Source organism: Sandaracinobacteroides sp. A072, from assembly GCF_052616365.1.
In genome coordinates, this window is sequence record NZ_JBQXGU010000002.1 from 200,780 (window position 1) to 227,479 (window position 26,700).

The window sequence follows — 26,700 nt, forward strand, 5'->3', positions numbered from 1 at the left end:
AGGAGCCTCCACCACCATGCGACTTGCCCCCCTTGCCGCCCTACTGCTGCTCGGCGTCAGCGCGGAAGCAATTGCCCAGGAACGCCCGTCGAGCCTTGTCGGCACGGGGGTTGCGCCATCCGAAGCGAAATCGAGCGCCGAACGGCCGATCCGCTTTGCATCCGCAGTTCCGGCGGGTTCGGCCCTTGTCATTCCTGTCATGGCCCCGCTGGCAATCGCCAAGGCGGCCCCCGGCCTTCCGGCCGAATCAGCCGATGCCATCCAGCGCGCCGCCGACACTGCGAAGTTCGAGCCGGACACTGGCAAGACGCTTATGCTGCATGGCGTGGGCGGCCATCCGGCCGTTCTGCTGGTGGGCCTGAAGCCGGAAGGCGAGGCCCCGGCTGCAACCGAACTCGCCGATGCCGGCGGCACCGCGATCCAGGCGCTGCGCATGACCCCGCACGACATCGCCGTGCTCGCAGGTGGCCTTCCGGCTGCCAGCGCGCGGTCACTGGCGCTGGGCGTGGCGCTTGGCCAGTATCGCTATGATGCGCTGCAATCCACCGCCAAGGCCCCGCCGCAGAACCCGGTCACTATCGTTGCGCCCGATGGCGAAGCCGAAGGCCGCGCCTTTGCGGCCGATGGCGCGCATGTGGCCGAAGGGGTCCGATTCGCGCGCGACCTCGTGACCATGCCGGCCAACACGCTCTGGCCCGAACGTTTCGTGGAACTTTCGCGCCAGGCGCTGGCGGGTGTACCGAATGTGCGCATCACCGTGCTCGATGAAGCACAGATGCGGCAGATGAAGATGGGCTCGATCCTCAGCGTCAGCGCCGGATCGAAGCGGCCCGCCCGGATCCTCGCCATCGAATATCGCGGCGGCGGAAACGACGCCCCGCTGGCACTCGTGGGCAAGGGTATCACGTTCGACACCGGCGGCATTTCCCTCAAGCAGAACAATGGCATGTGGGAAATGAAGGGGGACATGTCGGGCGCTGCCGCCGTGACGGGCGCGGTGCTTGCTGCCGCCAAGCGCAAGGCAAAAGCCAATATCGTGGCCGTGGCGGCGCTCGCTGAGAACATGCCAGGCGGCAACGCCACCCGCCCCGGCGACGTGGTGCGCACCATGAACGGGCCGACGATCGAGATCTGGTCGACCGATGCCGAAGGCCGCATGGTGCTCGCCGATGCCAACCAATGGGCGATCCGCCAGTTCAGCCCGTCGGGCCTCGTCAACATCGCGACGCTCACCGGTTCCATCGTCGGCGCGCTCGGCCCGGATTTCGCCGGCCTTTTCGCGCGTGACGAGACGCTCGCGGCCCGCGTCGCGGCGGCCGGCGAAAGCTCTTCCGAAAAGCTGTGGCGCATGCCGCTTCTGCCGGTTTACCAGAAGCGCATGGCGAGCGAGATCGCCGATATCCGCAACTCCGGCGGCGGCACCGGGCCGGGCGCCGGACTTGGCGCCCACTTCATCCATTATCTCACGCCCCAGCCCACGCCCTGGGCGCATGTCGACATGGCAGCGGTGGACCGGGCCGATCCGGCGCTTCCCACCGTGCCGAAAGGACCGCGCGGCTTCGGCGTTCGACTGTTCGACGAACTGATCCGCTCCTACGAGCGCTGAAGCCTATTCGGAGGGCGGCGGCCGGTCATTGCCGCCGCCGCCCTTCCCATCCTCCAGGCTCAGCCCGTGCTTCAGCAACATGGGCATCTGCGCAATGGCGAAGGCAAAGGTCAGCAGGCTGTCGCCCCACACCTTGAAGTGCATCCAGACATCAGTGGAAAAAAGGCGCCAGAAGGCTTCGTTGAGTGCTGCCAGCACCAGGAAGAAAATGGCCCAGCGCCATGTCAACCGCGACCAGCCGAGATCGGAAAGCCCTTCGAACGCGGCACCCAGAAGTGATTTCAGATAGTTGCGCCTGCGCGCCAGGCCGAAGAACAATATGGCCGCGAATATCAGATAGACGATGGTGGGCTTCATCTTGATGAAGGTTTCGTCCTTCAGCCACAGGGTCAGGCCGCCGAACACGCCCACCAGAACGGCGGAAAACCAGCTCATTGCCGGAATATGGCGGGTGATCGCCCAGGACACCGCCATAGCAACCGCCACAGCCGCCATGAACACGGCCGTCGCCACGAACATGTCGAAGCGGGAATAGGCCGCGAAGAACAGCAGCAGCGGCCCGAGATCGACCGCAAGCTTGCGCCAGCCTGTCAGTTCGCGCCTTGTTACCGTGGTCATTCGCCTGCTCCCGTCAGCGCGCGGGCAAAGCTGCGCGGGTCAAAGGGCCTCAGGTCGCCCAGCCTCTCGCCGACGCCGATTGCATGGATCGGCAGGCCGAATTTCTCCGCCGCTGCCACCAGAACGCCGCCGCGCGCCGTCCCGTCGAGCTTGGTCATCACAAGACCGGTCACGCCCGCCACCTCACGGAAGATCTCGACCTGGCTGAGGGCATTCTGGCCGGTGGTGGCGTCGAGCACGAGAATCGTGTCATGCGGGGCGCCGGGCGCCTGCTTGCCAAGCACGCGGCGCACCTTGGCCAGTTCGTCCATCAGCCCGGCCTTGTTCTGGAGCCGGCCGGCAGTGTCCACCAGCATCACGTCGCGTCCCGAAGCGCGGGCCTGCTCCATCGCGGTAAAGGCAAGGCCGGCGGCATCCGCCCCCTCCTTCCCCGAGATGACAGGAATGGAAAGCCGCTCCCCCCACACCTTCAGCTGCTCGACAGCGGCGGCGCGGAACGTATCCCCGGCAGCCATCAGCACACTGTAGTCATCTTCCTGGAAAATATGCGCGAGCTTGGCGATCGTGGTCGTCTTTCCCGTGCCGTTCACCCCCACCACCAGGATCACATGCGGCCGGGGAAAGGCCGTGACATGCAGCGGCTTGGCCAGAGGCTTCAGGATGGCCTCGATCTCGTCGGCTGCCACCTCGCGCACGCGGGCCATGTCGATGTCGCCTGCAAGACGTGCCTCGGCAAGCCGGGCCACGATGCGCGCGGCGACAGCCGGGCCGAGGTCGGCCGCGATCAGCGCCTCCTCAATGGCTTCCAGCTCTTCTTCCCCTATCCGTCCGCCGCCAACAAGGAAGGTCAGGTTCTGCGCCAGCTTTTCCGATGAACGGGAAAGCCCCGACCGCATACGCTGCAGCCAGCCCGTCTTTTCGGTAACATCACTCATTCCACCAGCATCCCGTCTTCATGGCCGCGGGCGATCACGCCGACGCGGGCGCCCCTGGGCCTGGCGGCCGCATAGCGCAGTTTCAATCCTTCAGGCGTCAGTCCCTGCGCGCCCTCGCTCACCGTGTCGATCATCCGGCCCGCACAGGCCGTCAACAGCCGCGCGCGCCGTGCAGCGCCCGCCGCCCGCAGTTCCGCCGCCCGCGCCCGTGCAACGGCGCCCGGCACCCGGGGCATGCGCGCGGCAGCCGTTCCCGGCCGGGGCGAAAAGGGAAAGACATGGGCATGAACGATATCGCAGGCATCGACCAGCGAAAGCGAACGGGCGTGCGCCTCCTCGCTTTCCGTCGGGAAACCGGCGATCAGGTCCGCCCCCACGGCAAGGCCGGGGCGCACGCGGCGCAACCGTTCCACCAGGGCGATCGCATCCGCCCGCCGGTGGCGCCGCTTCATCCGCTTCAGCACGAGATCGTCACCCGACTGCAGAGACAGATGGACATGCGGCATCAGCCTTGGGTCGGCAAAGGCTTCGACCAGCGCCGGGTCAGCCTCCGCGGCGTCGAGCGAGGAAAGCCTGAGCCGCTGCAGCCCCGGCACCCGCCCCAGCAGGGCCTGGACAAGCGCACCGAGCGGCGGGCGATCAGGGAGATCGGCGCCATAGCTTGTCGTGTCGATACCGGTCAGCACGACTTCGGCCACACCCGAATCGACGAGTGCCCGCACCCGCGCAACGGCTTCATCGACGGGAACGGAACGCGACGGCCCGCGCGCCAGACGCGTGATGCAGAAGGTGCAATCATGGTCGCAGCCATCCTGCACGGCCACGAAGCCGCGACTTTGCCGGGTGACGGCAGCAACAGGCGATGCCCGGCCCCAGGCGGCCGGGCTGAGCTTGAGCGCATTGGGCATCAGCTGCACGCCAAGGTCCGCGAATCGTTCTGGTTCCATGGTCGCGGCGCAGCCTGTCACCACCACCGGGCCATGGGCAGCGGCGGCCCTGGCGGCCGCGCGCGCATCGCGCACGGCATTGGCCGTCACGGCGCAGCTGTTGATCACGGTGGCGCCTGCCGGCGCCAGAGCTGCAAGCGCGTCCTTCTCCGCCAGGTTCGACCGGCAGCCGTGCACGATGACCGTCAAAGATCGGTCTCGCCCCGGAAGACATGGGTGGCCGGCCCCGCCATGATGAGACGCCCGTCATCCGTCTCGGAAATGCGAAGCGCCCCTCCGGGCAGCACGACTGTCGCCGAAGGATCAACAAGGCCCCGGCGCCGGGCGGCAGCGAAAGTGGCGCAGGCTCCGGTGCCGCAGGCCAGGGTCAGCCCCGCGCCGCGCTCCCACACCCTGAGGCGGATTCGATCGCGCGACTCGACGGTGGCGACATTGACGTTCACCCGCTCCGGAAACAGCGGGTCAGTCTCGATCAGCGGTCCCAGCCGGTCCAGCGGCACGGCATTGCAATCGGGAACGAAGAAAATGGCATGCGGATTGCCCATGGACAGCGCGACTGGATGCTCCAGTTCGTCCCAGGCAACCGGCATGTCCGCCGTGTCCATCGGATAGGCGAGCGGCACTGCATCCCAGTCGAAACGGGGGTGGCCCATGTCGATGGCGAAGCCGGCGTCATCCTCGGCTGCTTCCAGCAGGCCGCCGGCCGTGTCGATACGTGCACTGCCGCCCAAAAGGGCCGCCACGCAGCGGGTGGCGTTGCCGCAGGCGCCGGATTCGCTGCCATCCGGATTGAAAATGCGCATGAAGACATCCGCCTTTTCAGAAGGCTCCAGCAGGATCAGCTGGTCGCAGCCGATTCCGCGCCGCCGGTCGGCCAGCAGGCGGACCCGTTCGGGCGGCATGTCGACCGGTTTCCTGCGCGCATCGAAAATGGCGAAATCATTGCCGAGGCCGTGCATCTTGATAAAGGGCGTGGACATGTGGCTGCGCATCTACGGGCCCTGACGGCGGCTTGCAATGGCAGGGGGGCGTTGCATTGCGCCGCCCATGCGGCTATTGCGCGCGCCTTCCGGCTGGCCTTTCTGGCTGGCTGCAACCTGACCGGCCGGCCTTCTGGCTGGCTGCAACGTGGGATTAGACCAGCCGTGGGCAGCCTGTCCGTTGCATCGCAGTCTATCGTAGCCGATGTGGCCGCAGTCCTTGCGGAAACCCTCGCGCTTGCGCCCGACGTCGCCGCAACCCTCACGCGGGAAACCGAGCTGTTCGGTAACCTGCCCGAGCTTGATTCCATGGCTGTTGCAACCGTGCTGACCGCCCTTGAGGACAAGTTCGCCATCCTCATCGACGATGAGGAAGTCACGGGCGAACTGTTCGAAACAGTCGGCGCCCTTGCGGATTTCGTTGCCGCCAAGACCGGGGCCGCCAGCTAGGCCGGCGTGCGCCACATTCCCGGGGCGCAACACGCCCGGCGGGCCGAGCACGGACAGGCCGCACATATCTGCTGCGGCATCCGAAATGCGCCAAGCCTTGGGCTTTTCATGGCTATTTCGCGTTCCGGCCATGCATTTTTTTCTTTGACATGACAGGCAGCCGTCCCCATATGCGCCCCGCTGCCCCATGGGACTTCCACCGCAAGGCAGCTTGTCGTCAACTGCCTTGTGGAGGTCCCTTGAATTGTACGAAAGCCATAACGCGCTGGGGGTAGCGCAAGGACTGCAGCCTGCAGATCCTGTCACCCTTGTCCGCCCGGAAGCCGCTCTGAATGCGGCCCGCTTCTTCGCCTCGGCATTCCCGGGAAAGAGCTTCTATGCGGTGAAGGCGAATCCGTCGCCGCACCTCATCCAGCTCCTGTGGGAAGGTGGAATCCGGCACTTCGACGTCGCCTCGATCACCGAGGCGCGGCTGGTGCGCGGCCTGTTCCCCGATGCCGCACTCGCCTTCATGCACCCCGTGAAGGCGGAGGAAGCCATCGCCGAAGCCTATCACCGGCTGGGTGTCCGCATCTTCTCGCTCGACACGCATGAAGAGCTGGCGAAGATCGTCCGGGCCACCGCGAAGGATGGCGCGAACGCCACCGACCTCACGCTCTGCGTGCGGCTGAAGGTGTCTTCCGCCCATTCCAAGCTCAGCCTTGCCTCGAAGTTCGGAATCGGTGTTGCCGATGCGCCTGCCCTGCTGCTTGCGGCACGCCAGGCGGCGGACAGTCTCGGCATCTGCTTCCATGTCGGTTCGCAGGCGATGAGCCCGGCAGCCTATGCCGATGCGCTCGCCTTCGTGCGCGCGGCGATCGTCGAGGCAGGCGTCACTGTCGATGTGATCGACGTGGGCGGCGGCTTCCCGTCCCGCTATCCGGGCATGGAACCGCCCAGCCTCGAGACCTATTTCGCCGTGATCGAACGCGCCTACGAAGCGCTGCCGATCAGCTATTCGGCGGAACTCTGGTGCGAGCCGGGCCGCGCCCTTTCCGCCGACTATGCGAGCGTGCTCGTGCGGGTGGAAAAGCGACGCGGCGCGGAACTGTACATCAACGATGGCGCCTATGGGTCGCTGTTCGATGCCGCGCATGTGGAATGGCGCTACCCGGTCCGTCTGGTGCGCGCCGACCAGTCCGAAGCCGAAATGCAGGATTTCAGCTTCTACGGCCCAACCTGTGACGACATGGACCATATGAAGGGCCCCTTCGCCCTTCCGGCTGACATCCGCGCGGGCGACTATATCGAGATCGGCCAGCTCGGCGCCTATGGTCAGGCCATGCGCACCGGCTTCAACGGCTTCGGCGCGGAACAGACGTCCATCGTCTCCGACGCACCCATGCTGTCGCTGATTCCGGAAGACGGGCGGCCCAGCATTCCCGACAATGTGCTGCCGCTCGCGGCGGCGCGGAAATCCTGAACCCGCATTAGCCCTTTCACCTTTCAGACACTATCCTCCCTGCCGGCCCCGCGCCGGCAGGGCGGAAAGCCTACATGAACAGCATGGAGACCGACATGAGCGAGCAGATCGACGCCCAGCGCAAGGCGGAGCTTCTTTCGAAAACCGTCGAGCACATCGACATCAAGAGCTTCGATGCGCGGCCCATCATCGACCAGATGGCCAACATGAGCTTCACCAGCCGCGACCTCGCGCGCGCGACCGGCATCTACAACCAGATGCTGGAAGACAAGGATTGCACCATCTTCCTCGTCATCGCCGGCTCGACGTCGGCCGGGGGCTGCATGGACCTCTATGCCGATCTCCTGCGCAACAACATGGTGGATGCCGTGGTGGCGACGGGCGCCACCATCGTCGACATGGATTTCTTCGAAGGCCTTGGCCACAAGCATTACCAGGCGCTGGAAATCCCCGACGACAACACGTTGCGCGCCCTCTACATCGACCGCATCTACGATACCTATATCGATGAAGAGCAGCTTCAGGACTGCGACATGACGATCGGCAAGATCGCCGATTCGCTGGAGCCAAAGGCCTATTCCAGCCGCGCCTTCATCCGGGAAATGGGCAAATATCTCTCGGAGCATGGCAAGAAGGAAAACAGCCTCGTCAAGCTCGCCTATGAGCATGACGTGCCGATCTTCTGCCCGGCCTTCGTCGACAGCTCGGCGGGTTTCGGCCTGGTGAAGCACCAGGTGGAGCGCATGAAGGAAGGCAAGCCCTACATGGTGCTCGACGCCATTGCCGACTTCCGCGAACTGACCGATATCAAGATCAAGGCCGGCGCTTCGGGCCTGTTGATGATCGGTGGCGGCGTGCCGAAGAACTTCATCCAGGACACGGTCGTCTGCGCCGAGATCCTCGGCCATGACGATGTCGCCATGCACAAATATGCCGTCCAGATCACGGTTGCCGATGTGCGCGACGGCGCCTGCTCCTCCTCGACGCTGAAGGAAGCGGCAAGCTGGGGCAAGGTGCAGACCGTTTACGAACAGATGGTCTTCGCCGAGGCCGGATCGGTGATGCCGCTGCTGGCATCCGATGCCTATCATCGCGGCCACTGGAAGAGCCGCCCGAAGCGCGGCTGGGCGAAACTTTTCGCCTGAAGCCGGGCCTGGACCGGAGACCGGCGCAGCCGCCGGGACATGTGAAAAAGGGGGGCGGGTTCCTTGTCGAACCCGTCCCCTTTGCTTTTTGCCGAAGCGCCTGGATCAGGCCTTGCGCACAAACTCTGTCCGCAAAACCAGTCCCTTGATCCCGCTCACCCGGCAGTCGATTTCGTCGGGGTTGTCCGTCAGGCGGATGCCCTTCACCATCGTCCCGCGCTTCAGCGTCGTCGATGTGCCCTTGACCTTCAGATCCTTGATCAGGGTCACATTGTCGCCATCGGCCAGCATTGTGCCGTTCGCGTCCCGCACGTCCATCCCGAACCTTTCCTGTCTTTCCCTGTTACCCGCCCTGCCGGCGGAATTCGGCCACCAGTTCCACATGGGTGGACCAGCGAAACTGGGCGACCGGCCATAACCGCCCCAGCCGGTATCCACCCGCGACGAGCCGTTCGGCATCGCGCGCGAAGGTCGCCGGGTTGCAGCTGACAGCCGCGACAACCGGCACGGCCGATACCGCAAGCGCTTCCGACTGCGCGATGGCGCCGGCCCGCGGCGGGTCGATGACCACGGCCTCGAAGGGCGCAAGTTCCTGCGCCGACAGCGGCTTGCGGAACAGGTCGCGGTGCAGGGCCTCCACATGGCGGCCGGCGCGGCGGGCGGCCGCCTCCAGCGCCTTGATGGCGGGTCCGGCGGCATCGGCCGCCAGCACGCGGGCATGTTGCGAAAGCGGCAGGGCAAAGGTGCCGCTTCCGGCAAAGAGATCGGCAACCCGGCCTGCCGCGCCGCAGATCTCCGTCACGGCGGCCACCAGCGCCGCCTCGCCATCTTCTGTCGCCTGCAGGAAGGCGGCGGGCGGCACGGTGACGGAAACACCGCCCATCACGAGGGCCGGATCGGCCCTGGCCACCAGCGTTTCAACGCCCATCGGCCCTTCCACGGACAGGCGCGCAAGGCCCTGGCGTGCGGCGAAGTCCGTCAGCCCCTCGATCACGGGCAGGCTGTTTGCCTGCAGGTTTGCCAGCAGCAGGTCGATGCCGCTGTCTGTCAGGGTCATGGTGACGCCAATGGCGGATTTCTCGCTCAGGTGCGGCGCCAGCACGCGCTTCAGCGGCCCGACAAGCGCCATCAGCGCGGGATGCAGCACAGGGCATTCGACCAGATCGACGATGCTGTGCTGGCCGCCGACATTGAACCCCAGCCTCACCTGCCCCTTGGTGCGGGTGGCGCGCATGGCGGCACGCCGGCGCGTGCCGGGTGCCGACATGTGGGTCGGCATCAACTGATCCGGGCGGATTCCCAGCCGTTCCAGCGGCTCCAGAACACGCCGAGCCGCAAAATCGGCCAGCGTCTCTTCATCCACATGCTGCAACTGGCAACCACCGCAGGCGCCGAAATGCCGGCATGGCGGCGCGACATGATGAAGCCCCGGAATGATCGCACCATCGGCGCCAACGCGATCGCCCGGCGCCGCCCCGGGCACATGCCGCCCATCAGCGGTCACCCCATCGCCCCGGGCGGCCAGATGCACCACTTCAGCATATTCTTCGGTTGCATTCATGTTGCAGCAAGCTCCAAGAGGGTCTGCCCGTGCGTGAACCGGAGAAGATCATGAAATTCAGGACAGAGGCCTGAGCAAAGCATGTCGAACGTCACTTCCTGTCTTCGGGCCGGCCTGTCTCTTGCAGGCCTTGCCCTGTTGCTGAATGCCTGTGCACCAGCGCCGCTCTACAGTCCATCATCGGCCGGCAGGGGGCTGACAACCTCCGGGGAAATTCCGCGTGATGCACGGGGTGAGCCGATCCTTGACCGGATACCGCCACCGCCACCGCAAGCGGCTTATCCGCCGTCGGCCTGATTGCCGCAACCGCTAGGCAGGCTGCCCCGTCCCGTCTAGGTTCCATTCGCTGAATCTGTCGTCTTGAGGTAGTGCCGGCCATGGCCTTTCTGAAAAGCATCTGGACCTTCCTGGTCGGCGTGAAGGACGCGCTCGTCCTTCTTTTCATGCTGATGCTGTTCGCCGCAATCTGGGCGAGCATGTCGGCGCCCTCCCCCACCCGAAGCGTGGCTTCAGGCTCGGCACTGCACCTCGAACTGTCAGGCGTGCTGGTCGATGCCGCCACGCCGCAGACACCGTTCAGCCTCGTCTCCGGCGAACAGATCATTCCCGAGATCGAGACCCATCGTCTCGTAAAGGCAATCGACCTTGCCGCCGAAGATGCAGACATCGCGATGATCACCCTTGATCTCGACAGTTTCCTCGGCGGCGGCCAGGCCAATCTGGAAAGCGTCGGCCAGGCGCTCGGGCGGTTTCGCGCCAGGGGCAAGGATGTGGAGGCCTGGGCAACAGCCTATACTGACGCCGGCTATTATATCGCCGCCCACGCCGACCGCATCGGCCTCTCGCCGCTGGGTGCCGTGATACTCACCGGGCCGGGCGGCAGCAGCCTCTATTTCAAGGACGCACTCGACAAGCTGAAGGTGAATGTGGAGGTCTTCCGCGTCGGCACCTACAAGAGCTTTGTCGAGCCCTACACCCGCAATGAAGCCTCGCCCGAAGCGAAAAGCGCCGACCAGATGCTCGCCGACGACCTCTGGGCAGGCTGGCGCAAGGCCGTCCAAGCCCAGCGCAAGGATCTCGACATCGCGGCACTCGTGGAAAGCTGGCCGCAGCGGATCGCCGGCGCGAACAGGGATCAGGCGCTGCTGGCAAAGGATGCAGGCCTTGTCGATGTGGTGGTTTCCAGGGCTGACTGGCACCTCGCCCTGCAGGAACGTCTGGGCGCGGGCGACGATGCCGACATGCCCGGCGATTTCCGCCGCATATCCGGCCGCGACTATCTCGCCGCGCGGGCGCCGCTGCGTGAAACCGGACCGGCTGTCGCTGTCGTCCATGTGGCGGGCACCATCGTCGATGGCGAGGGCGCGCCTGGCCAGGCCGGAGGCGACAGCGTCGCGACCCTGATCGAGGAGGCAATCGCTGATTCAGACGTCAAGGCGCTGGTCGTCCGGGTCGACTCCGGCGGCGGATCGGCGCTGGCTTCCGAACGTATCCGGGTGGCGATGCAGGAAGCCCGTGCCAAGAAGATACCCGTCATCGCAAGCTTCGGCCCGGTCGCGGCAAGCGGTGGCTACTGGGTCGGCGCGGGCGCTGACATGATATTGGCAAGCCCCAGCACCATTACCGGTTCCATCGGTGTCTTCGGCATCGTCCCCACCTTCGAAGGGTCGCTGAAAGAGCTTGGCATCCACAGCGACGGTGTGGGCACCACGCCCTTTTCCGGCCAGCCCGATCTCATCGGTGGCCTCAATGAACCAACCCGCGCCCTGATCCAGGGCTCGGTGAGCGATATCTACCGGCGCTTCCTGGGCCTTGTCTCGGAAGCGCGCGGCCTGCCGCTTGCTGAAGTGGAAAAACTGGCCGAGGGGCGTGTCTGGTCCGGCACAAGGGCAAGGCAACTGAAACTGGTGGACGGTTTCGGGGACCTTGATGCCGCCATCGCCGAGGCCGCGCGCCGCGCCGGGATCGAGGGCAAGCCGCGGGTGCGGAAGATGAGCCAGTCCCCCACGCTGCTGATGCGCCTTCTCGGTCAGCTCGGCATGAGCGAAATGCCGCCGCAGGATGCGCTGGCGCGCGCCGTGCTCGCCAGGCGGATGAATGCAATCGCACAGGTGGAAGCAGCCGTGGCCGTGGCCCATGGGCCGACGGTCCAGGCGCATTGCCTCACCTGCCTCGCCCACGCCGTGCCGCGCGGCACCCCGGCCGGGCCAGGGGACGTGCTGGCGCGGCTGGCAAGGCTCGCGGGCTGAACAGGTTGTGAGGGGGGTCGGGCTTTCCTGCCCGGCCTTCAGCCGCGGTGAACGGGCAGCTTCCAGCCCCAAGCTATCGCCCCGCCGCGTATCAGGAAGGCAAGCGCCGCACCGGCAAGGCCGGCCGGCCATGTTCCCAGCCCCTGAAGCGATAGAAGAACCGTAGCGCCTGCCCCCACGACAGCAGCCGTCACATAGATTTCGCGCATCATCAGCACCGAGGGCCTTCCGGCCATCACATCGCGCAGCATGCCGCCAAGCGTGGCCGTGATCACCCCCATCACCATTGCCGGAATGGGCGGCACACCATAGCCCAAGGCCTTGATCGCCCCGAAGGCCGTAAAGGCGGCCAGCCCCATGGCGTCGAGCCAGAGAAGGACGCGCTCCGGCCAATGTTCCGTCCTGAGCAGCCAGACCACGACGGCGACGGCCAGGCAAGTTTCCAGATAGCCGGGCCGCCACATCCAGAAGACGGGGGCGCCGATCAGCAGGTCGCGCACGGTGCCACCGCCAATCCCGGTCAGCCCCGCGAAAAAGCCCAGGGTGATGATGTCCTGCCGGGCGCGGGCGGCGACCAGCGCGCCCGTGATGGCGAACAGGGCAACACCGGCGAAATCCAGCCAGATGAGCGCCTGCCGCAGCTCGGCCGGGATTTCGCCGTTCATGCCGAGGCGGTCAGATGTGGATCGGCTTGCCCGTCACCGCCATGGCCGCTTCCTTCAGCGCCTCGGGGTGGGTTGGGTGCGCATGGCAGGTATAGGCGATGTCCTCGCTCGATGCGCCGAATTCCATGGCCTGCGCGGCCTGCGCGATCATCGTGCCGGCCATGCGACCAAGGATGTGGACACCGAGAACACGGTCGGTCGCTTCATCCGCGATCACCTTCACCAGGCCATCGGTGTCACGATTGGCCTTGGCGCGGCTGTTGGCCATGAAGGGGAACTTCCCGACCTTGTAGGCCTTGCCCGATGCCTTCACTTCCTCCTCGGTCAGGCCGACGGAAGCGAATTCCGGCATGGTATAGACAACCGACGGAATGACGGCATGGTTCACCTGCCCCGAAAGCCCTGCAATGAACTCGGCAACCGCAATCCCCTCGTCCTCGGCCTTGTGGGCAAGCATCGGCCCCTCGATCACGTCGCCGATGGCCCAGATGCCTGGAACGCTGGTCGAGAAATCATGGCCGACGGGAACACGCCCCTTCGGATCGAGGGAAAGGCCCGCTGCTGCGACATCGAGGCCATCGGTGTTGGGCCGGCGGCCGACGGATAGCAGCACGACGTCAGCCTCTATGGTCTCCGCCTCGCCACCATCGGCCGGCTCGACCGTCAGGGTGGCGCCGGCGCCGTTGCGCTCGATCTTCGTCACCTTGGTTGCCGTGCGGATATCGAAGCCCTGTTTCATCAGGATCTTCGCGAATTCCGTGCTCACCTCACGGTCCATCGTGGGTGTGATGGACGGCATATATTCGACCACAGTCACCTTGGCACCGAGGCGACGCCACACCGAGCCCAGCTCAAGACCGATCACGCCGCCACCAACGACCACCATGTGCTCGGGCACGGCCTTCAGTTCGAGTGCCTCGGTGGAGGTGATGATAACCTCTCCATCCGCCGAAAGGCCCGGCGGGAAGGCGACTTCAGAGCCGGTCGCAATGACGAAATTCTTCGCTGTGACCGTCTCACCGCCCACTTCGATGCTGCGGGCATCGAGGAAACGGGCGGCGCCCTTAAGCCAGGTCACCTTGTTCTTGCGGAACAGGAATTCGATGCCGCCGGTCAGTTCCTTCACGGCCTTGGACTTCTCGGCCTGCATCCGGTCGAGGTCGAGCTTCACTTCACCCAGCGAGATGCCGAACTTTTCGAGGCTGCCATGGCGGGCTTCCGCATAAAGCTCCGAGGCGTGGAGAAGCGCCTTCGAAGGCATGCAGCCGACATTGAGACAGGTGCCGCCAAGGGTGGCACGCTTTTCAACGCAGGCTACCTTCAGGCCTAGCTGGGCGGCGCGAATGGCCGCCACATAGCCACCCGGCCCGGCGCCAATCACCACGACATCGAAATCGGCCATCATTCAGCTCCTCAAAGATCGATCAGAAGGCGGGTGGGGTCTTCGAGGGCTTCCTTGACCCGGACGAGATAGGTGACAGCCTCGCGGCCATCGATCAGCCGATGGTCGTAGCTGAGCGCCAGATACATCATCGGGCGGATGACGATCTGCCCCTTCACCACCATCGGCCGGTCCTCGATGCGGTGCATGCCGAGAACGCCCGACTGCGGCGGGTTGAGGATTGGCGTGGACAGCAGCGAACCGAAAACACCACCGTTGGAGATGGTGAAGGTGCCGCCCTGCAGTTCCTCGATCTTCAGGGCGCCATCACGCGCGCGGCGCCCGAAATCGGCGATTTCCTTCTCGATGTCGGCAATGCTCTTGGCATGGGCATCCCGCAGCACCGGCACGACAAGACCGCCGGGGCTGGACACCGCAACACCGACATCGAAATAGTCATGGAAGACGATCTCGTCCCCGTCGATCCGGGCATTGACCGAGGGCACGTCACGGGCCGCCAGCGCGCAGGCCTTCACGAAGAAGGACATGAAGCCGAGACGCACACCATGCTTCTTCTCGAAGCTGTCCTTGTAGCGGTTGCGCGCATCCATCACGGCCGTCATGTCGACATCGTTGAAGGTGGTGAGGATTGCCGCCGTGTTCTGGGCGTCCTTCAGGCGGCGCGCGATCGTCTGGCGCAGGCGGGTCATGCGCACCCGCTCTTCGCGGCGCGACGGGACGGCGGCTCCGGAAGTGGCCTGCGCAGCCATCACCTTTGCCGTGCCGGCCTCGATCGCCGCCAGCACGTCGCCCTTGGTCAGCCGGCCATCCTTGCCGGTGCCCTCGATACTGGCCGGGTCGAGGTTGTAATCTTCGACCAGGCGACGCACCGCCGGTGACATGGCTTCATACTGATCGGGCGCGGCCGATGCAGCTGGGGCCGGCTTTGCCGCTTGCGGCGAGGCTTGCGGGGCAGCCGGCTTCGCAGCCGGAGCCGGGCTTTCCGCCTGTTTTGCGGCAGCCGGTTTCGCAGCCGGGGCGGCGCCCTCTTCCATGCGCGCGATGATCGCGCCCACATTCACCGTGTCACCTTCGGCGAACATCTGCTCGGTGAGCACGCCATTGGCAGGCGCGTTCACTTCGACTGCAACCTTGTCGGTTTCAAGGCTGACAATCGGCTCGTCTGCCTTCACGGCATCGCCAGGCTTCTTCAGCCACTGCCCGATCGTGGCTTCGGTGACGGATTCGCCAAGCGGCGGAATGATGACGTCCATGATCTTCCTCTCAGTGCCCTGTCAGGGCCTCTCCCTCAGGCGGCGCGCGTGCCCGTGCTGGATTTCAGGCTGGAACGGATGGCTGCCCGCACTTCCGACTTGTCCCCGCCGAGCGCTTCCGCAACCAGCTTGGCCTGTTCGGCTGCATGGCGGCGCGCGAGGCCGGTTGCGGTGGAGGCGGCGGCGGCGCGCCCGGCGTAAATGGGCCGGTGTCCAGTCGCTTCCTCGATCAGCGGGTCCACGAAGAACCATGCCCCGGCGTTCTTCGGCTCTTCCTGCGCCCAGACGATGGTCTCGAGCGCGGGCATCTGCCCGACCAGCTCTGCAATGGCATCCGCCGGGAAAGGATAAAGCTGTTCAACGCGCAGGATATGCACATCGTCATGGCCATGCTCGTCCCGTGCTTCGGCAAGGTCATAGAAGACCTTGCCCGAACAGAGGATAAGGCGCTTCACCCGCGCGGGATCGGGCGCCGCCGGATCCGGCAGGACCCGGTGGAAACGCGACCCCTCGCCAAGATCGGCAAGCGACGAAACCGCCTGCTTGTGCCGCAGCAATGACTTCGGCGTCATGATCACCAGTGGCTTGCGGAAGGGCCGCAGCATCTGGCGCCTGAGGATGTGGAAATAATTGGCCGGCGTCGTGCAGTTGGCGACCTGGATATTGTCTTCCGCGCAAAGCTGCAGGAACCGCTCGAGCCGGGCCGAGCTGTGCTCCGGCCCCTGCCCTTCATAGCCATGCGGCAGCAGCATCACGAGGCCGTTCGCGCGCAGCCACTTCGCCTCGCCGGCGGCGATGAACTGGTCGATCATGACCTGCGCCCCATTGGCGAAATCGCCGAACTGCGCTTCCCACAGCACAAGGGTGCGGGGGCTGGCCATTGCAAAACCATATTCGAAGCCGAGCACACCGAATTCCGACAGCGGGCTGTCAAACACTTCGAAATAGGGGCTGAGGCCCTTCAGCGGCACATGCTTGTGGCCGCCATTCTGGTCCACCCAGACAGCATGGCGCTGCGAGAAGGTGCCACGACCGGAATCCTGCCCGGAAAGCCGCACGCCGGAGGGGTTGCCCGGCTCGGTGAGCAGAGTGGCAAAAGCAAGCGATTCCGCCGTTGCCCAGTCAAGCCCCTCGCCTTCGGCAATCGCTGCCTCGCGGGCCTTCACCACGCGCTGCAGGGTGCGGTGCATGCCGAATCCCTCGGGCACGGCGTGCAGTTGCTGCGAGAGTTCCCGCAGGCGTTCTACCGGCACGCCGGTCTCGGCGCTGCGCCGCGCCGTGACGGGGTCCGCCGGCTGGTGGAGCCCGTGCCAGCGGCCGCCGAACCATTCCGCCCTGTCAGGCACGAAACTGGCTGCCGCCTCGAAATCGGCCTCCAGGCGGGTGACGATGGCGTTTTCCATCTCCGCAACATCGGCCTCGCTCACCAGTCCTTCACCGATGAGCCGCTCGCCATAGAGGGTCGCTACAGAGCGATGATCGCGGATTTTCGCATACATCTGCGGCTGGGTGAAAGCCGGCTCATCCGATTCATTATGGCCGAAGCGCCGATAGCACCACATGTCGATCACGACATCGCGGTTGAACTTCTGGCGGAACTCCGTTGCCACCTTGGTGGCGAAGGTCACGGCTTCCGGGTCATCGCCATAGACATGGAAGATCGGCGCCTGCACCATCTTCGCCACATCCGAAGGATAGGGGCTGGAGCGGGCAAAGGCCGGGCTGGTGGTGAAGCCCACCTGGTTGTTGACGATGAAGTGGATGGTGCCGCCGGTGGAATAGCCGGGAACGCCCGAGAAGCCGAAGCATTCGGCGACGATGCCCTGGCCGGCAAAGGCCGCATCACCATGCAGCAGAACGGGCAGAACCTCGTCTTCCAGCTCGCCACGGGTCGCACCCGGCCTGTCGGCGCCGCGCATCATCTGCGTGGCGCGTACCTTGCCCAGCACCACCGGGTTCACCGCTTCAAGGTGGGACGGGTTCGGGGTGAGCGACAGGTGCACCAGATTATCGTCGAACTCGCGGTCGGTCGACGCGCCAAGGTGATATTTCACATCGCCCGAGCCGCCGACATCGTCGGGGTTGGAAGAGCCGCCGGAAAATTCGTGGAAGATCGCCCGGAAGGGCTTCTGCATGACATTGGCGAGAACGTTGAGGCGGCCGCGGTGCGGCATGCCGATCACGATTTCCTTCACGCCAAGGGCGCCGCCCACCTTGATGATGGATTCGAGCGCCGGAACGGCAGCCTCGCCACCTTCAAGACCGAAGCGCTTGGTGCCGACATATTTGCGGGCAAGGAACTTCTCGAACTGCTCGGCTTCGATCAGCTTGTTGAGAATCGCCTTCTTGCCATTGTCGGTGAAGTGGATCTCCTTGTCGCGCCCCTCGATCTTTTCCTGCAGGAAGCGGCGCTCCTCCACATCGTTGATGTGCATGTATTCGATGCCGACATGGCCGCAATAATTGCGCCGCAGGATATCGACCAGTTCTGCGACCGTCACCGTTTCGAGGCCGGCGAACATGCCGGCGAGATAGAGGATGCAGTCCGGATCGGTGAGGCCATGATATTCCGGCGTCAGGTCGGCCGGAAGCGGACGGTCGGCAAGGCCGAGCGGATCGAGTGTCGCCGCAAGATGCCCCCGAACGCGGTAAGTGCGGATGAGCATGGTGGCTCGCACCGTGTTCACGGCGGCCTCGCGGGCGGCCTCGGAATCGGCGGCGGGCGCCGGCTTGCCGGCAGCCCTGGCGACGGCAGCGGCCGCCTTGCCGGGAAGCCCGTGATCGAGCGCCAGGGTCAGTTCGTCATCCGGAACCAGAGGCCAGTTCGGCCGTGCCCAGCTCGGGCGTGGCAGAAGGTCGGGCAAGCCCTGCTCGTCAATCATCCGTCATCCTCACGCGCATGGAATTCATGCGTGTAGCCGTTCCACGCAACGCTCTCAACCATATCCCAAACGCATGACTGCCATGCAGCACAGGGCCGCATGGCAGTCAGCGTTTCAGAAAATCAGCCCAGAATGGACTTGAGCGTCACGCCAAGCTCGGACGGGCTCGGCGAAACCTTGATCCCGGCCGATTCCATGGCCTCGATCTTGTCTTCGGCCTTGCCCTGGCCGCCGGAAACGATGGCGCCGGCATGGCCCATGCGACGGCCCGGAGGTGCGGTGGTTCCGGCAATGAAGCCGACCATCGGCTTCTTGCGGCCGCGCTTTGCCTCGTCCTTCAGGAACTGGGCCGCTTCCTCTTCGGCCGAGCCGCCGATTTCGCCAATCATGATGATCGATTTCGTCTCGTCATCGGCGAGGAACTGTTCCAGCACGTCGATGAAGTTGGTGCCGTTCACCGGGTCCCCGCCGATGCCCACGGCCGTCGTCTGGCCAAGACCTTCGTTGGTGGTCTGGAACACGGCCTCATAGGTCAGCGTGCCCGAGCGGCTGACGATGCCGACCGAACCCTTGCGGAAGATGTTGCCCGGCATGATGCCGATCTTGCACTCGCCCGGCGTGAGCACGCCCGGGCAGTTCGGCCCGATCAGACGCGACTTCGAGCCCTGGAGCGCGCGCTTCACCGGCACCATGTCGAGCACGGGAATGCCTTCGGTGATGCAGACGATGAGCGGGATTTCCGCTGCAATGGCTTCGAGGATGGCGTCTGCCGCGCCCATGGGCGGCACATAGACGACCGAGGCATCGGCGCCGGTCGCTTCACGCGCCTGCAGCACCGTATCGAACACGGGCAGGCCGAGGTGGGTGGAACCGCCCTTGCCGGGGGCCACGCCGCCGACCATCTGGGTGCCGTAGGCGATGGCGGCTTCGGAGTGGAAGGTCCCCTGCTTGCCGGTGAAACCCTGGCAGATGACCTTGGTGTTCTTGTCGACGAGAATGGACATCAGGCAGCCTTCTTCACTTGCGCGACGATCTTGCGGGCGGCGTCGCCCAGGTCATTGGCGCTGACGATGGGGAGGCCGGAATCGGCCAGGATCTGCTTGCCGAGATCGACGTTGGTGCCTTCGAGGCGGACGACGAGCGGCACGCCCAGGTTCACTTCCTTGGCGGCGGCGACAATGCCTTCGGCAATGATGTCGCAGCGCATGATGCCGCCGAAGATGTTCACGAGAATGCCTTCAACCGCCGGATCGGCGAGGATCAGCTTGAAGGCAGCCGTCACCTTCTCCTTGCTGGCGCCACCGCCAACATCGAGGAAGTTGGCCGGCTCGGCGCCGTTCAGCTTGATGATGTCCATCGTGGCCATGGCAAGGCCGGCGCCGTTGACGAGGCAGCCGATGTTGCCGTCGAGCTTGATGAAAGCCAGGTCGTACTTGGAAGCCTCGACTTCGGCCGGGTCTTCCTCGGTCAGGTCGCGCAGTTCCATCAGGTCGGGGTGGCGTGGCATGGCGTTGCTGTCGAAGCCGACCTTGGCGTCGAGCACCATGAGCTGCCCCTTGTCGGTGACGGCCAGCGGGTTGATCTCGATCTGGCTGGCATCGGTGCCGATGAAGGCGGCGTAGAGCTTGGCGGCCGTGTCGGCTGCCTGCTTGGCCAGGTCGCCGGTCAGGCCGAGCGCTGCGGCAACGGCGCGGCCATGATGGGCGCGGAAGCCGGTGGCCGGGTCGATGATGAAGGTGCGGATCTTTTCCGGGGTTTCATGGGCCACCGTCTCGATGTCCATGCCACCTTCGGTGGAAGCCACGCACGCCACGCGGCCGGTTGCCCTGTCGACGAGGAACGCAAGATAGAATTCCTTGGCGATGTCGACGCCGTCGGTGACATACAGGCGGTTCACCTGCTTGCCGGCCGGGCCGGTCTGGATGGTGACGAGCGTGTTGCCCAGCATGTCGCCGGCATGCGCCTTCACTTCATCCTTCGAGCGGGCAAGCCGCACGCCGCCCTTGGCGTCCGGGCCAAGTTCCTTGAACTTGCCCTTGCCGCGCCCGCCGGCGTGGATCTGCGCCTTCACCACATAAAGCGGCCCGGGCAGCTGGTCGACGGCGGCTACGGCCTCCTCGACGGTGAAGGCTGCAATGCCCTTGGGAACCGGCACGCCCCATTTGGCGAGCAGGTCCTTCGCCTGATATTCATGAATGTTCATATCTGTCCCCTCAGTGGATCACGGGATCGATGGATCGGGTCGGTTTCAGGCGAGGCTCGGGTCGATGCCCTTGCACGCCGCCAGCAGTTCCTTCACCGCATCGACGGAAACCTCGAAATTGGCCTTGGCTTCTTCCTTCAGCGCGATCTCGACGATGCGCTCGACGCCGCCGGCACCGATCACCACCGGCACGCCGACATAGAGATTGTCGACGCCATATTGCCCGGTCAGGTTCGCGGCGCAGGGCAGAAGGCGCTTCTGGTCCTTCAGATAGCTTTCGGCCATGGCGATGGCCGAGGCTGCCGGTGCGTAATAGGCGGAACCGGTCTTGAGCAGGCCGACGATCTCGCCGCCGCCCGAACGGGTGCGCTGGACGATGGCGTCGATCTTTTCCTGCGTGGACCAGCCCATCTTGATGAGATCGGGCACGGGAATGCCGGCAACGGTCGAATATTCGACGACCGGCACCATGGTATCGCCATGGCCGCCAAGCACGAAGGCGGTGACATCCTTCACCGACACATTGAACTCTTCGGCGAGGAAGTGGCGGAAGCGGGCCGAATCCAGGACACCCGCCATGCCCACGACCTTCTCGTGCGGCAGGCCCGAGAATTCGCGCAGCGCCCAGACCATCGCGTCGAGCGGGTTGGTGATGCAGATCACGAAGGCGTCCGGCGCATGCGCCCTGATGCCTTCGCCCACGGACTTCATGACCTTGAGGTTGATGCCCAGAAGATCGTCGCGGCTCATGCCCGGCTTGCGCGGCACGCCCGCCGTCACGATGCAGACGTCTGCGCCGGCGATGTCGGCATAGTCGTTCGTGCCCTTCAGGGCCACGTCGAAGCCATCGACCGGTGCCGACTGGGCGAGATCGAGCGCCTTGCCCTGCGGCGTTCCCTCGGCAATGTCGAACAGGACGACATCGCCCAGTTCCTTGAGGCCGATCAGATGGGCGAGCGTTCCGCCGATCATGCCGGCGCCGATGAGGGCAATCTTCTTGCGTGCCATGGGGTCCCCTTGGAATCCGTGCGAGTGAAATGCTGCGCTGCGTCTATCCGCCCGCTTTCCCTTACGTCAATGGAGGCTGGCGCCGATAAGCGCCGCCTTCGCATTTCCGCCAGTCCGCCGCACTGCCCCGCACCCGGCCGGATGGCTGCATCAATGGCCCTGCACGGGGTCTTCGAAGGTTCCGGGTTTTCGCAGGAAGGCAGGCACCAGCACCATCAGCACAAACAGCGCCGACAGCACGAGAAAACTGTCGGCGATCGCCATAACGGTTGCCTCGCGCCGGATCAGCCCGCCCAGAAGGCGCACGGCATAGCCATCCGGATCGGCAAGGCCCCGTTCCGTCGCCATTTGCGCCACCCCTTCAAGCCAGGCCGCGATTTCCGGCCGGCCCGGGTTTGCCGACTCGGCCAGCCGCGCCTGGTGCAGGTTTCCGCGCACCGTCAGCAGCGTGTTGATGATGGCGATGCCGATCGCGCCGCCGATGTTCCGCATCAGGGTGAACAGCCCGGTCGAATCCTTCAGTTGCTCGGGCGGCAATGTGGCGAAGGCCATGATCGAGACGGACGAGATGGACAGCATGATTCCTGCCCCGCGCAGCACCTGCGGCAGCGCCAGTTCCCAGAAACGCCATTCGTTGGTGATGCCCGTGGTCATCCATGTGGATGTGGCCAGAAGAAGAAAGCCGATCGCCGTCTGGACCCGCGGATCGACACGGCTGGCGAAAAGCCCCGCGATCGGAGTGGTGAGCATCATCGAAAGGCCTGTCACGAAAACGGTTGTTCCGATCTGCGCAGACGACAGATCCGCCACGCGGCCAAGATAAAGGGGGTAAAGATAGACGAGGCCATAAAGGGCGATGCCGAACACCCCCCCCATCAGCGTTCCGGCCGCGAAATTGACGTTGGTGAAGGCATCGAGGCGCACGATCGGCTCCTCGGCGGTGCGGATGCGCCACCACAGGGCGAACGCCGCCATGACGACCATGGCCGACCAGAAGCGGATATGCTCGTCCTCGAACCACTGGCGGCGCGCGCCGTCCTCCAGTACGAAGACGAGCCCGCCGCACAGCAGGGCCAGCGCCAGAAGGCCGGGAAAATCCGTCTTGCGCAATATTGCCGGGTTCGGCTCGTCCGGCAGCTTGACCAGCAGCGCCACCCCCAGCGTGATGAAGATGCCGGGAATGATGTTGATGAGGAACAGCCAGTGCCATGACATCACACCCGTTAGCCAGCCGCCAAGCGCTGGACCTATTGTGGGCGCCATGGTAATGACAAAACTCATGGCGACCGTGACGAGAGCCTGGCGCTGGCGTCCGAACAGCATGAAGCTTGCGGCATAGACGGTCGGGATCATCGCGCCGCCGACAAAGCCCTGGAACGCCCGGGCAGCGATCATGCCCTCGATGGTGGTCACCATCGCGCAGATCAGGCTGGCCACGGTGAACAGGGCGGAGGATATGACGAACAGCCAGCGCGTGGACAAGGCGCGCGACAGAAAGCCGGACAGCGGGATCATCACCACCTCGGCGATCAGATAGCTCGTCTGCACCCAGGCGATTTCGTCCGCACTGGCGGACAGGCCGGCCTGGATCTGGCCGAGGGAGGCCGCGACGATCTGGATGTCGAGCACGGCCATGAACATGCCAAGCGCCATCAGCAGGAAGGCGGCCAGGGCTGCCGGATCGGGCTTTGCATCGGCCCCCAGGCCGGGCGCCAGCCCTCCGCCCGGCATGGCTGCGGCCTCCTCCCCGGCGGTGGCCGCGCCGGCGCTCATGCGCCCGCCTTCCCTGTGTTGGACGCGCCGGCGCTCATGCGCCCGGCGCCCGCCTCAGGTCTGCGCGAACCTCTGCCGAAAGCCCCGGCACAAGCCGCACGCCATCCGGCAACGGCCGATCGATCAGGATCTTCACCGGCACACGCTGTACGATGCGGGTAAAATTGCCCGTCGCATTCTCGGGCGGGATGACGGAAAAGCGGGACCCGGACGCCGGGCTGAAACTGTCGATACGGCCTTTCAGCCCGATGCCGGGATAGGCATCCAGCTCGATGTCCACCGGCATGCCGGGCTTCAGGCCGGAAATCTGCGTTTCCTTGAAATTGGCCACCAGATAGGCCTCGTCCACCGGCACCACCACCATCAGCTGCTGGCCCTGCCGCGCGAACTGGCCGGGGCGGACGCTGCGGTTGCCGACGACCCCGTCGAGCGGAGCGCGGATCACGGTATTCTCAAGGTCGAGCCGGGCGGCTTCAGCCTGCGCGACGGCTGCTTTCAGGGCGGCGCCCGCCCCGCCTTCCGAACCGGTGGCGGCTTGCTGCCCGGCCCTCGCGGCTGCAATCGCCGCGCGCCGCTCGGCAACGGCAGCCGCACTTGCCTCGGCCTGGGCACGGCGCTGGTCGACAATGGCCCGCGTCGCGAACCCTTGTGTCAGCAGCCGCTCCGCCCGCTCGGCATCGGCAGCCGCGCGCCTTGCTTCGGCCTCGGCGGCGCGCAAGGCGGCTTCGGCTTCCGCCACCTGCGAGGTTTCCGCGATGACGACCGATGCCCGCACCCCGCGCTCACGCGAAAGCCGCTCGACTTCGGCTTCGGCCCGCGCAAGGGCGGCGCGATATTCGGCATCCACGATCCGGACCAGCGGATCGCCGGCACGAACCCGCTGGTTGTCCGTTACCGCCACCGCCGCCACATAGCCCGGCACCTTGGCGGCAATGACCGCCATGTCGGCTTCGAGATAGGCATTGTCGGTCGACTGCCAGTGCCGCCCTTCGAAGAACCACCACAGGCCGAGGCCGATGAAGAGCACCACGACAGCACCGGCCAGAAGGGGAAAAACCCCCCTGCCCCTTGACCGGCTTGCCTGAGTCGTCATCTGCTTCGTCTCCCTCGACACGGATTTAAGCAGTTGAAACCGCAATCATGCGCCTGACCAGTTTCTCAGGCCTGCCATGTGGCGCCGCTTTTATGCGTCGGTCCTCAGCCCATGGCCTTCGGCAAGATAATCCGCCGACTGCATTTCCATTAGCCTTGAGACCGTGCGGTCGAATTCGAAGCGGCCATCCCCTTCAGGATACAGGCTTTCAGGCGGCGCATCGGCTGCGATCAGCAGCTTCACACGCCATTCGTAAAGCGCATCGATCAGCGTGACGAAACGCGCGGCTTCGTTGCGGTTTTCCGGGCCGAGCACGGGTACGCCGACAAGGATCACGGTGTGATAGCTGCGCGCCACGGCAAGATAATCGGCCGCGCCGCGTGCCGCGCCGCACAGCCGGCGGAAGGAGAAGACGGCAACGCCCTTCAGGCTTTTGGGAACGAAAAGAAGCCGCCCGCCGCCAACGTCCAGTTCGGCCGAAGGCACATGCGCGCGATCCTCGACGGGAAAATCGGTGAGGCGGAAGAACAGCTCTGACAGGGCCGCCGTCGCTTCCGGTCCATTCGGGCTGTAATAGGTGGGCATGCCACCCATACGGTCGAGCCGGTAATCCACCGGCCCGTCCAGCGGCACGACATCCAGTTCACGCTCGATCAGGGCGATGAAGGGCAGGAACAATTCCCGGCTTAGCCCATCCTTGTAGAGATCGGCCGGCACACGGTTGGATGTGGCGACCACGGTGACACCCTGTTCCATCAGCGCCGTGAACAGGCGCGACAGGATCATCGCATCCGCCACATTGTTCACCTGCAACTCGTCGAAGCACAGAAGCCGGGCTTCGGCTGCCCATTGCGCCGCCACGGCAGGAATGGGATCACCCGGATCCTGCTGGCGGCGGGCATGAATACGGGCGTGCGTATCCAGCATGAACTGGTGGAAGTGGATGCGACGCTTGGGCGAGACATCGGCATGGGTGAAGAACAGGTCCATCAGCATGGACTTGCCGCGCCCGACCCCGCCCCACAGGTAGAGCCCCCTGGGGCGCGGGCTATCGGCGCGCCCGAACAGCCGGCCGAGAAGCCCCGCCCTGGCCGGCTGGCTGGCAAGCGCCCCGGCGAGCGCGTCGAGACGGTCTGCGACCTCCGCCTGCGCCGCGTCGGGCCGCAGTTCGCCCGCCGCGACAAGCGCGTCATAGGCCTTTCGCACCGCAGTCATGGGCGGGTCCGCGGCACCTTCCGCAGCAGGCCATGCCACTGCCCCACAAGCCTTGCCCCATCCTCCTGGGTCAGGGTGCCGCTCACCCAGATGAGCTTGCCGGTTTCCTTCACGATCCGTCCGCGGCCTTCCAGCGGCTTGCCGATTTCGCCCGCGCCGAGGAAATCGGTGGACGCCTGCAAGGTCACGGCCGACATGCCGATCATCTTGTGGCGGACGGCCGCGAACATCGCTATGTCCACAAAGGCCATCAGGAAGCCGCCATGCAGCGCGCCCATGCCATTGGCATGCCGGCGGCTGGTATCCATGGCGGCAACCACCCCTTCCCCGCCTTCGAATGCGCCGTCCCGGAAATAGACGACGCCGAGGCTGTCGGTGAACCTGCCCTCATCCCTGGCATGCCAGAGCTTCCAGCCCTTCCAGGGGCCATCTTCGACAATCACATCCTGCATGATCGAGGGGTTAGACCGCGCGGGCGTGCCTCACAAGCCTGCCCAAGCCTACAGCTTCCGTTGCGGCAGACCTCCGGAAGCCGCTTCGACCGAATTGGCGGCGGCAGCCATCATGCCAGTCCCGTTTGCTGCAAGGGCAATGGGCCGGTCGATGCGGCGAAGGCCTTCGGCCGCGAATTGTTCGAAGCTTTCCGGTGACGCAGCGAGCGCCTCGCGGGCAACCGTCATCGCCTCGGTGCAGAACCGGGCCTGCGCATCGGGCGAAGCGAAATGATTGTACAGCCGCGTCATGTGGGTATCGAGGGCGCGCTGCCAATTGCCCCCCTGCGAGCGGTAACGCTCCGCCTTGGCATCATAGGCCGCCTTCAGAACCGCCTTCTGCCGCGCCAGCAGGCTGTTGTAGGCAGAGACGATTTCCGGCCCGCTCCGTGTCTGGCAACCCAGCGCCGCGACATTGAGCCCGGCGCGCAGATGCCACACGGTTTCCAGTGGGCTGAGACCGGTATGGATAGGCGACAGCGAAACCACGACGGGCGGCGGCGGGGGCGGCGGGGCCACGACCTGCGCCGGCGGCGGCGTCTGGACGGCGCAGGCGGCCAGCAATGACGCCAGGGACAGCGGAAGCAGCTTCCGATGCCAGTTGAACGTGACCATGGGCAGACCCTTTTCTTTCATTTCCAGACCATGAAATTGCCGGCAGCGCCGCGTCTTGCGGATGATGGGCCGAGGCCCGCGCAAGGGGTTGCGCAAAGAGGCGCGGGCATGGCGGCGGCTATCGCGATGGCCGCCACATCGACCGCA

Annotated in this window: 23 protein-coding genes; 5 read left to right on the top strand and 18 right to left on the bottom strand. The window is 65.4% G+C overall.

Annotated features, from left to right (window positions below; all coding sequences use genetic code 11):
* Window positions 1-16: 16 nt before the first annotated feature.
* A complete protein-coding gene (locus ACUJ46_RS06965) occupies window positions 17-1,606 on the top strand; it encodes a leucyl aminopeptidase family protein (RefSeq protein WP_445389744.1) in 1,590 nt (529 codons plus the stop codon).
* 3 nt (window positions 1,607-1,609) lie between these two features.
* Here the strand turns inward: ACUJ46_RS06965 and ACUJ46_RS06970 are convergent, their stop codons facing one another.
* The 4 genes from ACUJ46_RS06970 to dapF are packed head-to-tail and all read right to left on the bottom strand — an operon-like array spanning window position 1,610 to window position 5,086.
* Entirely contained in the window at window positions 1,610-2,224 is a 615-nt protein-coding gene (locus ACUJ46_RS06970) for a septation protein A (RefSeq protein WP_445389745.1), read from the bottom strand.
* Window positions 2,221-3,159, bottom strand: coding sequence for a signal recognition particle-docking protein FtsY (gene ftsY, locus ACUJ46_RS06975; RefSeq protein WP_445389746.1), 939 nt, complete (start codon window positions 3,157-3,159; stop codon window positions 2,221-2,223). Before ftsY ends, ACUJ46_RS06970 begins: the two co-directional genes overlap by 4 nt.
* Window positions 3,156-4,283, bottom strand: a complete 1,128-nt coding sequence (locus ACUJ46_RS06980) for a radical SAM protein (protein WP_445389747.1) — start codon at window positions 4,281-4,283, stop codon at window positions 3,156-3,158. Before ACUJ46_RS06980 ends, ftsY begins: the two co-directional genes overlap by 4 nt.
* Window positions 4,284-4,291: 8 nt before the next feature.
* Window positions 4,292-5,086, bottom strand: a complete 795-nt coding sequence (gene dapF / locus ACUJ46_RS06985) for a diaminopimelate epimerase (protein WP_445389748.1) — start codon at window positions 5,084-5,086, stop codon at window positions 4,292-4,294.
* 165 nt (window positions 5,087-5,251) lie between these two features.
* On the opposite strand from dapF, the gene ACUJ46_RS06990 reads away from it, so the two are divergent.
* The 3 genes from ACUJ46_RS06990 to ACUJ46_RS07000 all read left to right on the top strand — a co-directional run bounded on the left by ACUJ46_RS06990 (window position 5,252) and on the right by ACUJ46_RS07000 (window position 8,143).
* On the top strand, window positions 5,252-5,536 hold the full coding sequence (locus tag ACUJ46_RS06990) for an acyl carrier protein (protein WP_445389749.1): 285 nt from the start codon (window positions 5,252-5,254) through the stop codon (window positions 5,534-5,536).
* Window positions 5,537-5,780: 244 nt separating this feature from the next.
* Window positions 5,781-6,998: a type III PLP-dependent enzyme gene (locus tag ACUJ46_RS06995; protein WP_445389750.1), complete on the top strand. Its 1,218-nt coding sequence runs from the start codon at window positions 5,781-5,783 to the stop codon at window positions 6,996-6,998.
* A 74-nt stretch (window positions 6,999-7,072) separates the two neighbouring features.
* Window positions 7,073-8,143: a 1,9-bis(guanidino)-5-aza-nonane synthase gene (locus ACUJ46_RS07000; protein WP_445389751.1), complete on the top strand. Its 1,071-nt coding sequence runs from the start codon at window positions 7,073-7,075 to the stop codon at window positions 8,141-8,143.
* A gap of 105 nt (window positions 8,144-8,248) precedes the next feature.
* Here the strand turns inward: ACUJ46_RS07000 and ACUJ46_RS07005 are convergent, their stop codons facing one another.
* Window positions 8,249-8,527: an alkylphosphonate utilization protein gene (locus ACUJ46_RS07005; RefSeq protein WP_445389752.1), complete on the bottom strand. Its 279-nt coding sequence runs from the start codon at window positions 8,525-8,527 to the stop codon at window positions 8,249-8,251.
* Window positions 8,487-9,704: a class I SAM-dependent RNA methyltransferase gene (locus ACUJ46_RS07010; RefSeq protein ID WP_445389753.1), complete on the bottom strand. Its 1,218-nt coding sequence runs from the start codon at window positions 9,702-9,704 to the stop codon at window positions 8,487-8,489. The genes ACUJ46_RS07005 and ACUJ46_RS07010 overlap by 41 nt, the downstream gene beginning before the upstream one ends.
* A gap of 377 nt (window positions 9,705-10,081) precedes the next feature.
* Here ACUJ46_RS07010 and sppA point away from each other — a divergent pair, with 377 nt between their 5' ends.
* A complete protein-coding gene (gene sppA / locus ACUJ46_RS07015; protein WP_445389754.1) occupies window positions 10,082-11,953 on the top strand; it encodes a signal peptide peptidase SppA in 1,872 nt (623 codons plus the stop codon).
* Between the two features lie 38 nt (window positions 11,954-11,991).
* Here sppA and ACUJ46_RS07020 read toward each other — a convergent pair whose 3' ends face one another.
* The 12 genes from ACUJ46_RS07020 to ACUJ46_RS07075 form a co-directional block, all read right to left on the bottom strand.
* A complete protein-coding gene (locus ACUJ46_RS07020) occupies window positions 11,992-12,618 on the bottom strand; it encodes a trimeric intracellular cation channel family protein (protein ID WP_445389755.1) in 627 nt (208 codons plus the stop codon).
* Window positions 12,619-12,628: 10 nt separating this feature from the next.
* Window positions 12,629-14,023 (bottom strand): dihydrolipoyl dehydrogenase, encoded by a 1,395-nt coding sequence (lpdA, locus tag ACUJ46_RS07025; protein WP_445389756.1) that lies wholly within the window; start codon window positions 14,021-14,023, stop codon window positions 12,629-12,631.
* Window positions 14,024-14,031: 8 nt separating this feature from the next.
* The gene (gene odhB / locus ACUJ46_RS07030) at window positions 14,032-15,273 is read right to left on the bottom strand and encodes a 2-oxoglutarate dehydrogenase complex dihydrolipoyllysine-residue succinyltransferase (protein ID WP_445389757.1); all 1,242 of its coding nucleotides are present in this window, start codon (window positions 15,271-15,273) and stop codon (window positions 14,032-14,034) included.
* A gap of 35 nt (window positions 15,274-15,308) precedes the next feature.
* The gene (locus tag ACUJ46_RS07035) at window positions 15,309-18,155 is read right to left on the bottom strand and encodes a 2-oxoglutarate dehydrogenase E1 component (RefSeq protein WP_445389758.1); all 2,847 of its coding nucleotides are present in this window, start codon (window positions 18,153-18,155) and stop codon (window positions 15,309-15,311) included.
* Window positions 18,156-18,277: 122 nt separating this feature from the next.
* A complete protein-coding gene (gene sucD, locus ACUJ46_RS07040) occupies window positions 18,278-19,159 on the bottom strand; it encodes a succinate--CoA ligase subunit alpha (protein WP_445389759.1) in 882 nt (293 codons plus the stop codon).
* Window positions 19,159-20,358, bottom strand: a complete 1,200-nt coding sequence (sucC, locus tag ACUJ46_RS07045; protein ID WP_445389760.1) for an ADP-forming succinate--CoA ligase subunit beta — start codon at window positions 20,356-20,358, stop codon at window positions 19,159-19,161. Before sucC ends, sucD begins: the two co-directional genes overlap by 1 nt.
* Window positions 20,359-20,403: 45 nt before the next feature.
* Complete coding sequence (mdh, locus tag ACUJ46_RS07050; RefSeq protein ID WP_445389761.1) at window positions 20,404-21,366, bottom strand: malate dehydrogenase; 963 nt, start codon at window positions 21,364-21,366, stop codon at window positions 20,404-20,406.
* A gap of 150 nt (window positions 21,367-21,516) precedes the next feature.
* Window positions 21,517-23,139 (bottom strand): DHA2 family efflux MFS transporter permease subunit, encoded by a 1,623-nt coding sequence (locus tag ACUJ46_RS07055; RefSeq protein ID WP_445389762.1) that lies wholly within the window; start codon window positions 23,137-23,139, stop codon window positions 21,517-21,519.
* 34 nt (window positions 23,140-23,173) lie between these two features.
* Window positions 23,174-24,232 carry an HlyD family efflux transporter periplasmic adaptor subunit gene (locus ACUJ46_RS07060; protein ID WP_445389763.1) on the bottom strand — a complete coding sequence of 353 codons (1,059 nt, stop codon included), beginning with the start codon at window positions 24,230-24,232 and terminating at the stop codon, window positions 23,174-23,176.
* Between the two features lie 90 nt (window positions 24,233-24,322).
* A complete protein-coding gene (zapE, locus tag ACUJ46_RS07065) occupies window positions 24,323-25,447 on the bottom strand; it encodes a cell division protein ZapE (RefSeq protein WP_445389764.1) in 1,125 nt (374 codons plus the stop codon).
* Complete coding sequence (locus ACUJ46_RS07070; protein ID WP_445389765.1) at window positions 25,444-25,899, bottom strand: PaaI family thioesterase; 456 nt, start codon at window positions 25,897-25,899, stop codon at window positions 25,444-25,446. Before ACUJ46_RS07070 ends, zapE begins: the two co-directional genes overlap by 4 nt.
* A gap of 48 nt (window positions 25,900-25,947) precedes the next feature.
* Complete coding sequence (locus ACUJ46_RS07075) at window positions 25,948-26,574, bottom strand: hypothetical protein (protein ID WP_445389766.1); 627 nt, start codon at window positions 26,572-26,574, stop codon at window positions 25,948-25,950.
* Window positions 26,575-26,700: the final 126 nt, after the last annotated feature.

What these genes read in the sequence shown, in the direction of transcription:
- ACUJ46_RS06965 (WP_445389744.1), top strand. Translation starts at nt 17, where the DNA reads ATGCGACTTGCCCCCCTTGCCGCCCTACTGCTGCTCGGCGTCAGCGCG.
- ACUJ46_RS06970 (WP_445389745.1), bottom strand. Translation starts at nt 2,224, where the DNA reads ATGACCACGGTAACAAGGCGCGAACTGACAGGCTGGCGCAAGCTTGCG.
- ftsY (WP_445389746.1), bottom strand. Translation starts at nt 3,159, where the DNA reads ATGAGTGATGTTACCGAAAAGACGGGCTGGCTGCAGCGTATGCGGTCG.
- dapF (WP_445389748.1), bottom strand. Translation starts at nt 5,086, where the DNA reads ATGTCCACGCCCTTTATCAAGATGCACGGCCTCGGCAATGATTTCGCC.
- ACUJ46_RS07000 (WP_445389751.1), top strand. Translation starts at nt 7,073, where the DNA reads ATGAACAGCATGGAGACCGACATGAGCGAGCAGATCGACGCCCAGCGC.
- ACUJ46_RS07005 (WP_445389752.1), bottom strand. Translation starts at nt 8,527, where the DNA reads ATGTGGAACTGGTGGCCGAATTCCGCCGGCAGGGCGGGTAACAGGGAA.
- ACUJ46_RS07010 (WP_445389753.1), bottom strand. Translation starts at nt 9,704, where the DNA reads ATGAATGCAACCGAAGAATATGCTGAAGTGGTGCATCTGGCCGCCCGG.
- sppA (WP_445389754.1), top strand. Translation starts at nt 10,082, where the DNA reads ATGGCCTTTCTGAAAAGCATCTGGACCTTCCTGGTCGGCGTGAAGGAC.
- ACUJ46_RS07020 (WP_445389755.1), bottom strand. Translation starts at nt 12,618, where the DNA reads ATGAACGGCGAAATCCCGGCCGAGCTGCGGCAGGCGCTCATCTGGCTG.
- lpdA (WP_445389756.1), bottom strand. Translation starts at nt 14,023, where the DNA reads ATGATGGCCGATTTCGATGTCGTGGTGATTGGCGCCGGGCCGGGTGGC.
- odhB (WP_445389757.1), bottom strand. Translation starts at nt 15,273, where the DNA reads ATGGACGTCATCATTCCGCCGCTTGGCGAATCCGTCACCGAAGCCACG.
- ACUJ46_RS07035 (WP_445389758.1), bottom strand. Translation starts at nt 18,155, where the DNA reads ATGATTGACGAGCAGGGCTTGCCCGACCTTCTGCCACGCCCGAGCTGG.
- sucD (WP_445389759.1), bottom strand. Translation starts at nt 19,159, where the DNA reads ATGTCCATTCTCGTCGACAAGAACACCAAGGTCATCTGCCAGGGTTTC.
- sucC (WP_445389760.1), bottom strand. Translation starts at nt 20,358, where the DNA reads ATGAACATTCATGAATATCAGGCGAAGGACCTGCTCGCCAAATGGGGC.
- mdh (WP_445389761.1), bottom strand. Translation starts at nt 21,366, where the DNA reads ATGGCACGCAAGAAGATTGCCCTCATCGGCGCCGGCATGATCGGCGGA.
- ACUJ46_RS07055 (WP_445389762.1), bottom strand. Translation starts at nt 23,139, where the DNA reads ATGAGCGCCGGCGCGGCCACCGCCGGGGAGGAGGCCGCAGCCATGCCG.
- ACUJ46_RS07060 (WP_445389763.1), bottom strand. Translation starts at nt 24,232, where the DNA reads ATGACGACTCAGGCAAGCCGGTCAAGGGGCAGGGGGGTTTTTCCCCTT.
- zapE (WP_445389764.1), bottom strand. Translation starts at nt 25,447, where the DNA reads ATGACTGCGGTGCGAAAGGCCTATGACGCGCTTGTCGCGGCGGGCGAA.
- ACUJ46_RS07070 (WP_445389765.1), bottom strand. Translation starts at nt 25,899, where the DNA reads ATGCAGGATGTGATTGTCGAAGATGGCCCCTGGAAGGGCTGGAAGCTC.
- ACUJ46_RS07075 (WP_445389766.1), bottom strand. Translation starts at nt 26,574, where the DNA reads ATGAAAGAAAAGGGTCTGCCCATGGTCACGTTCAACTGGCATCGGAAG.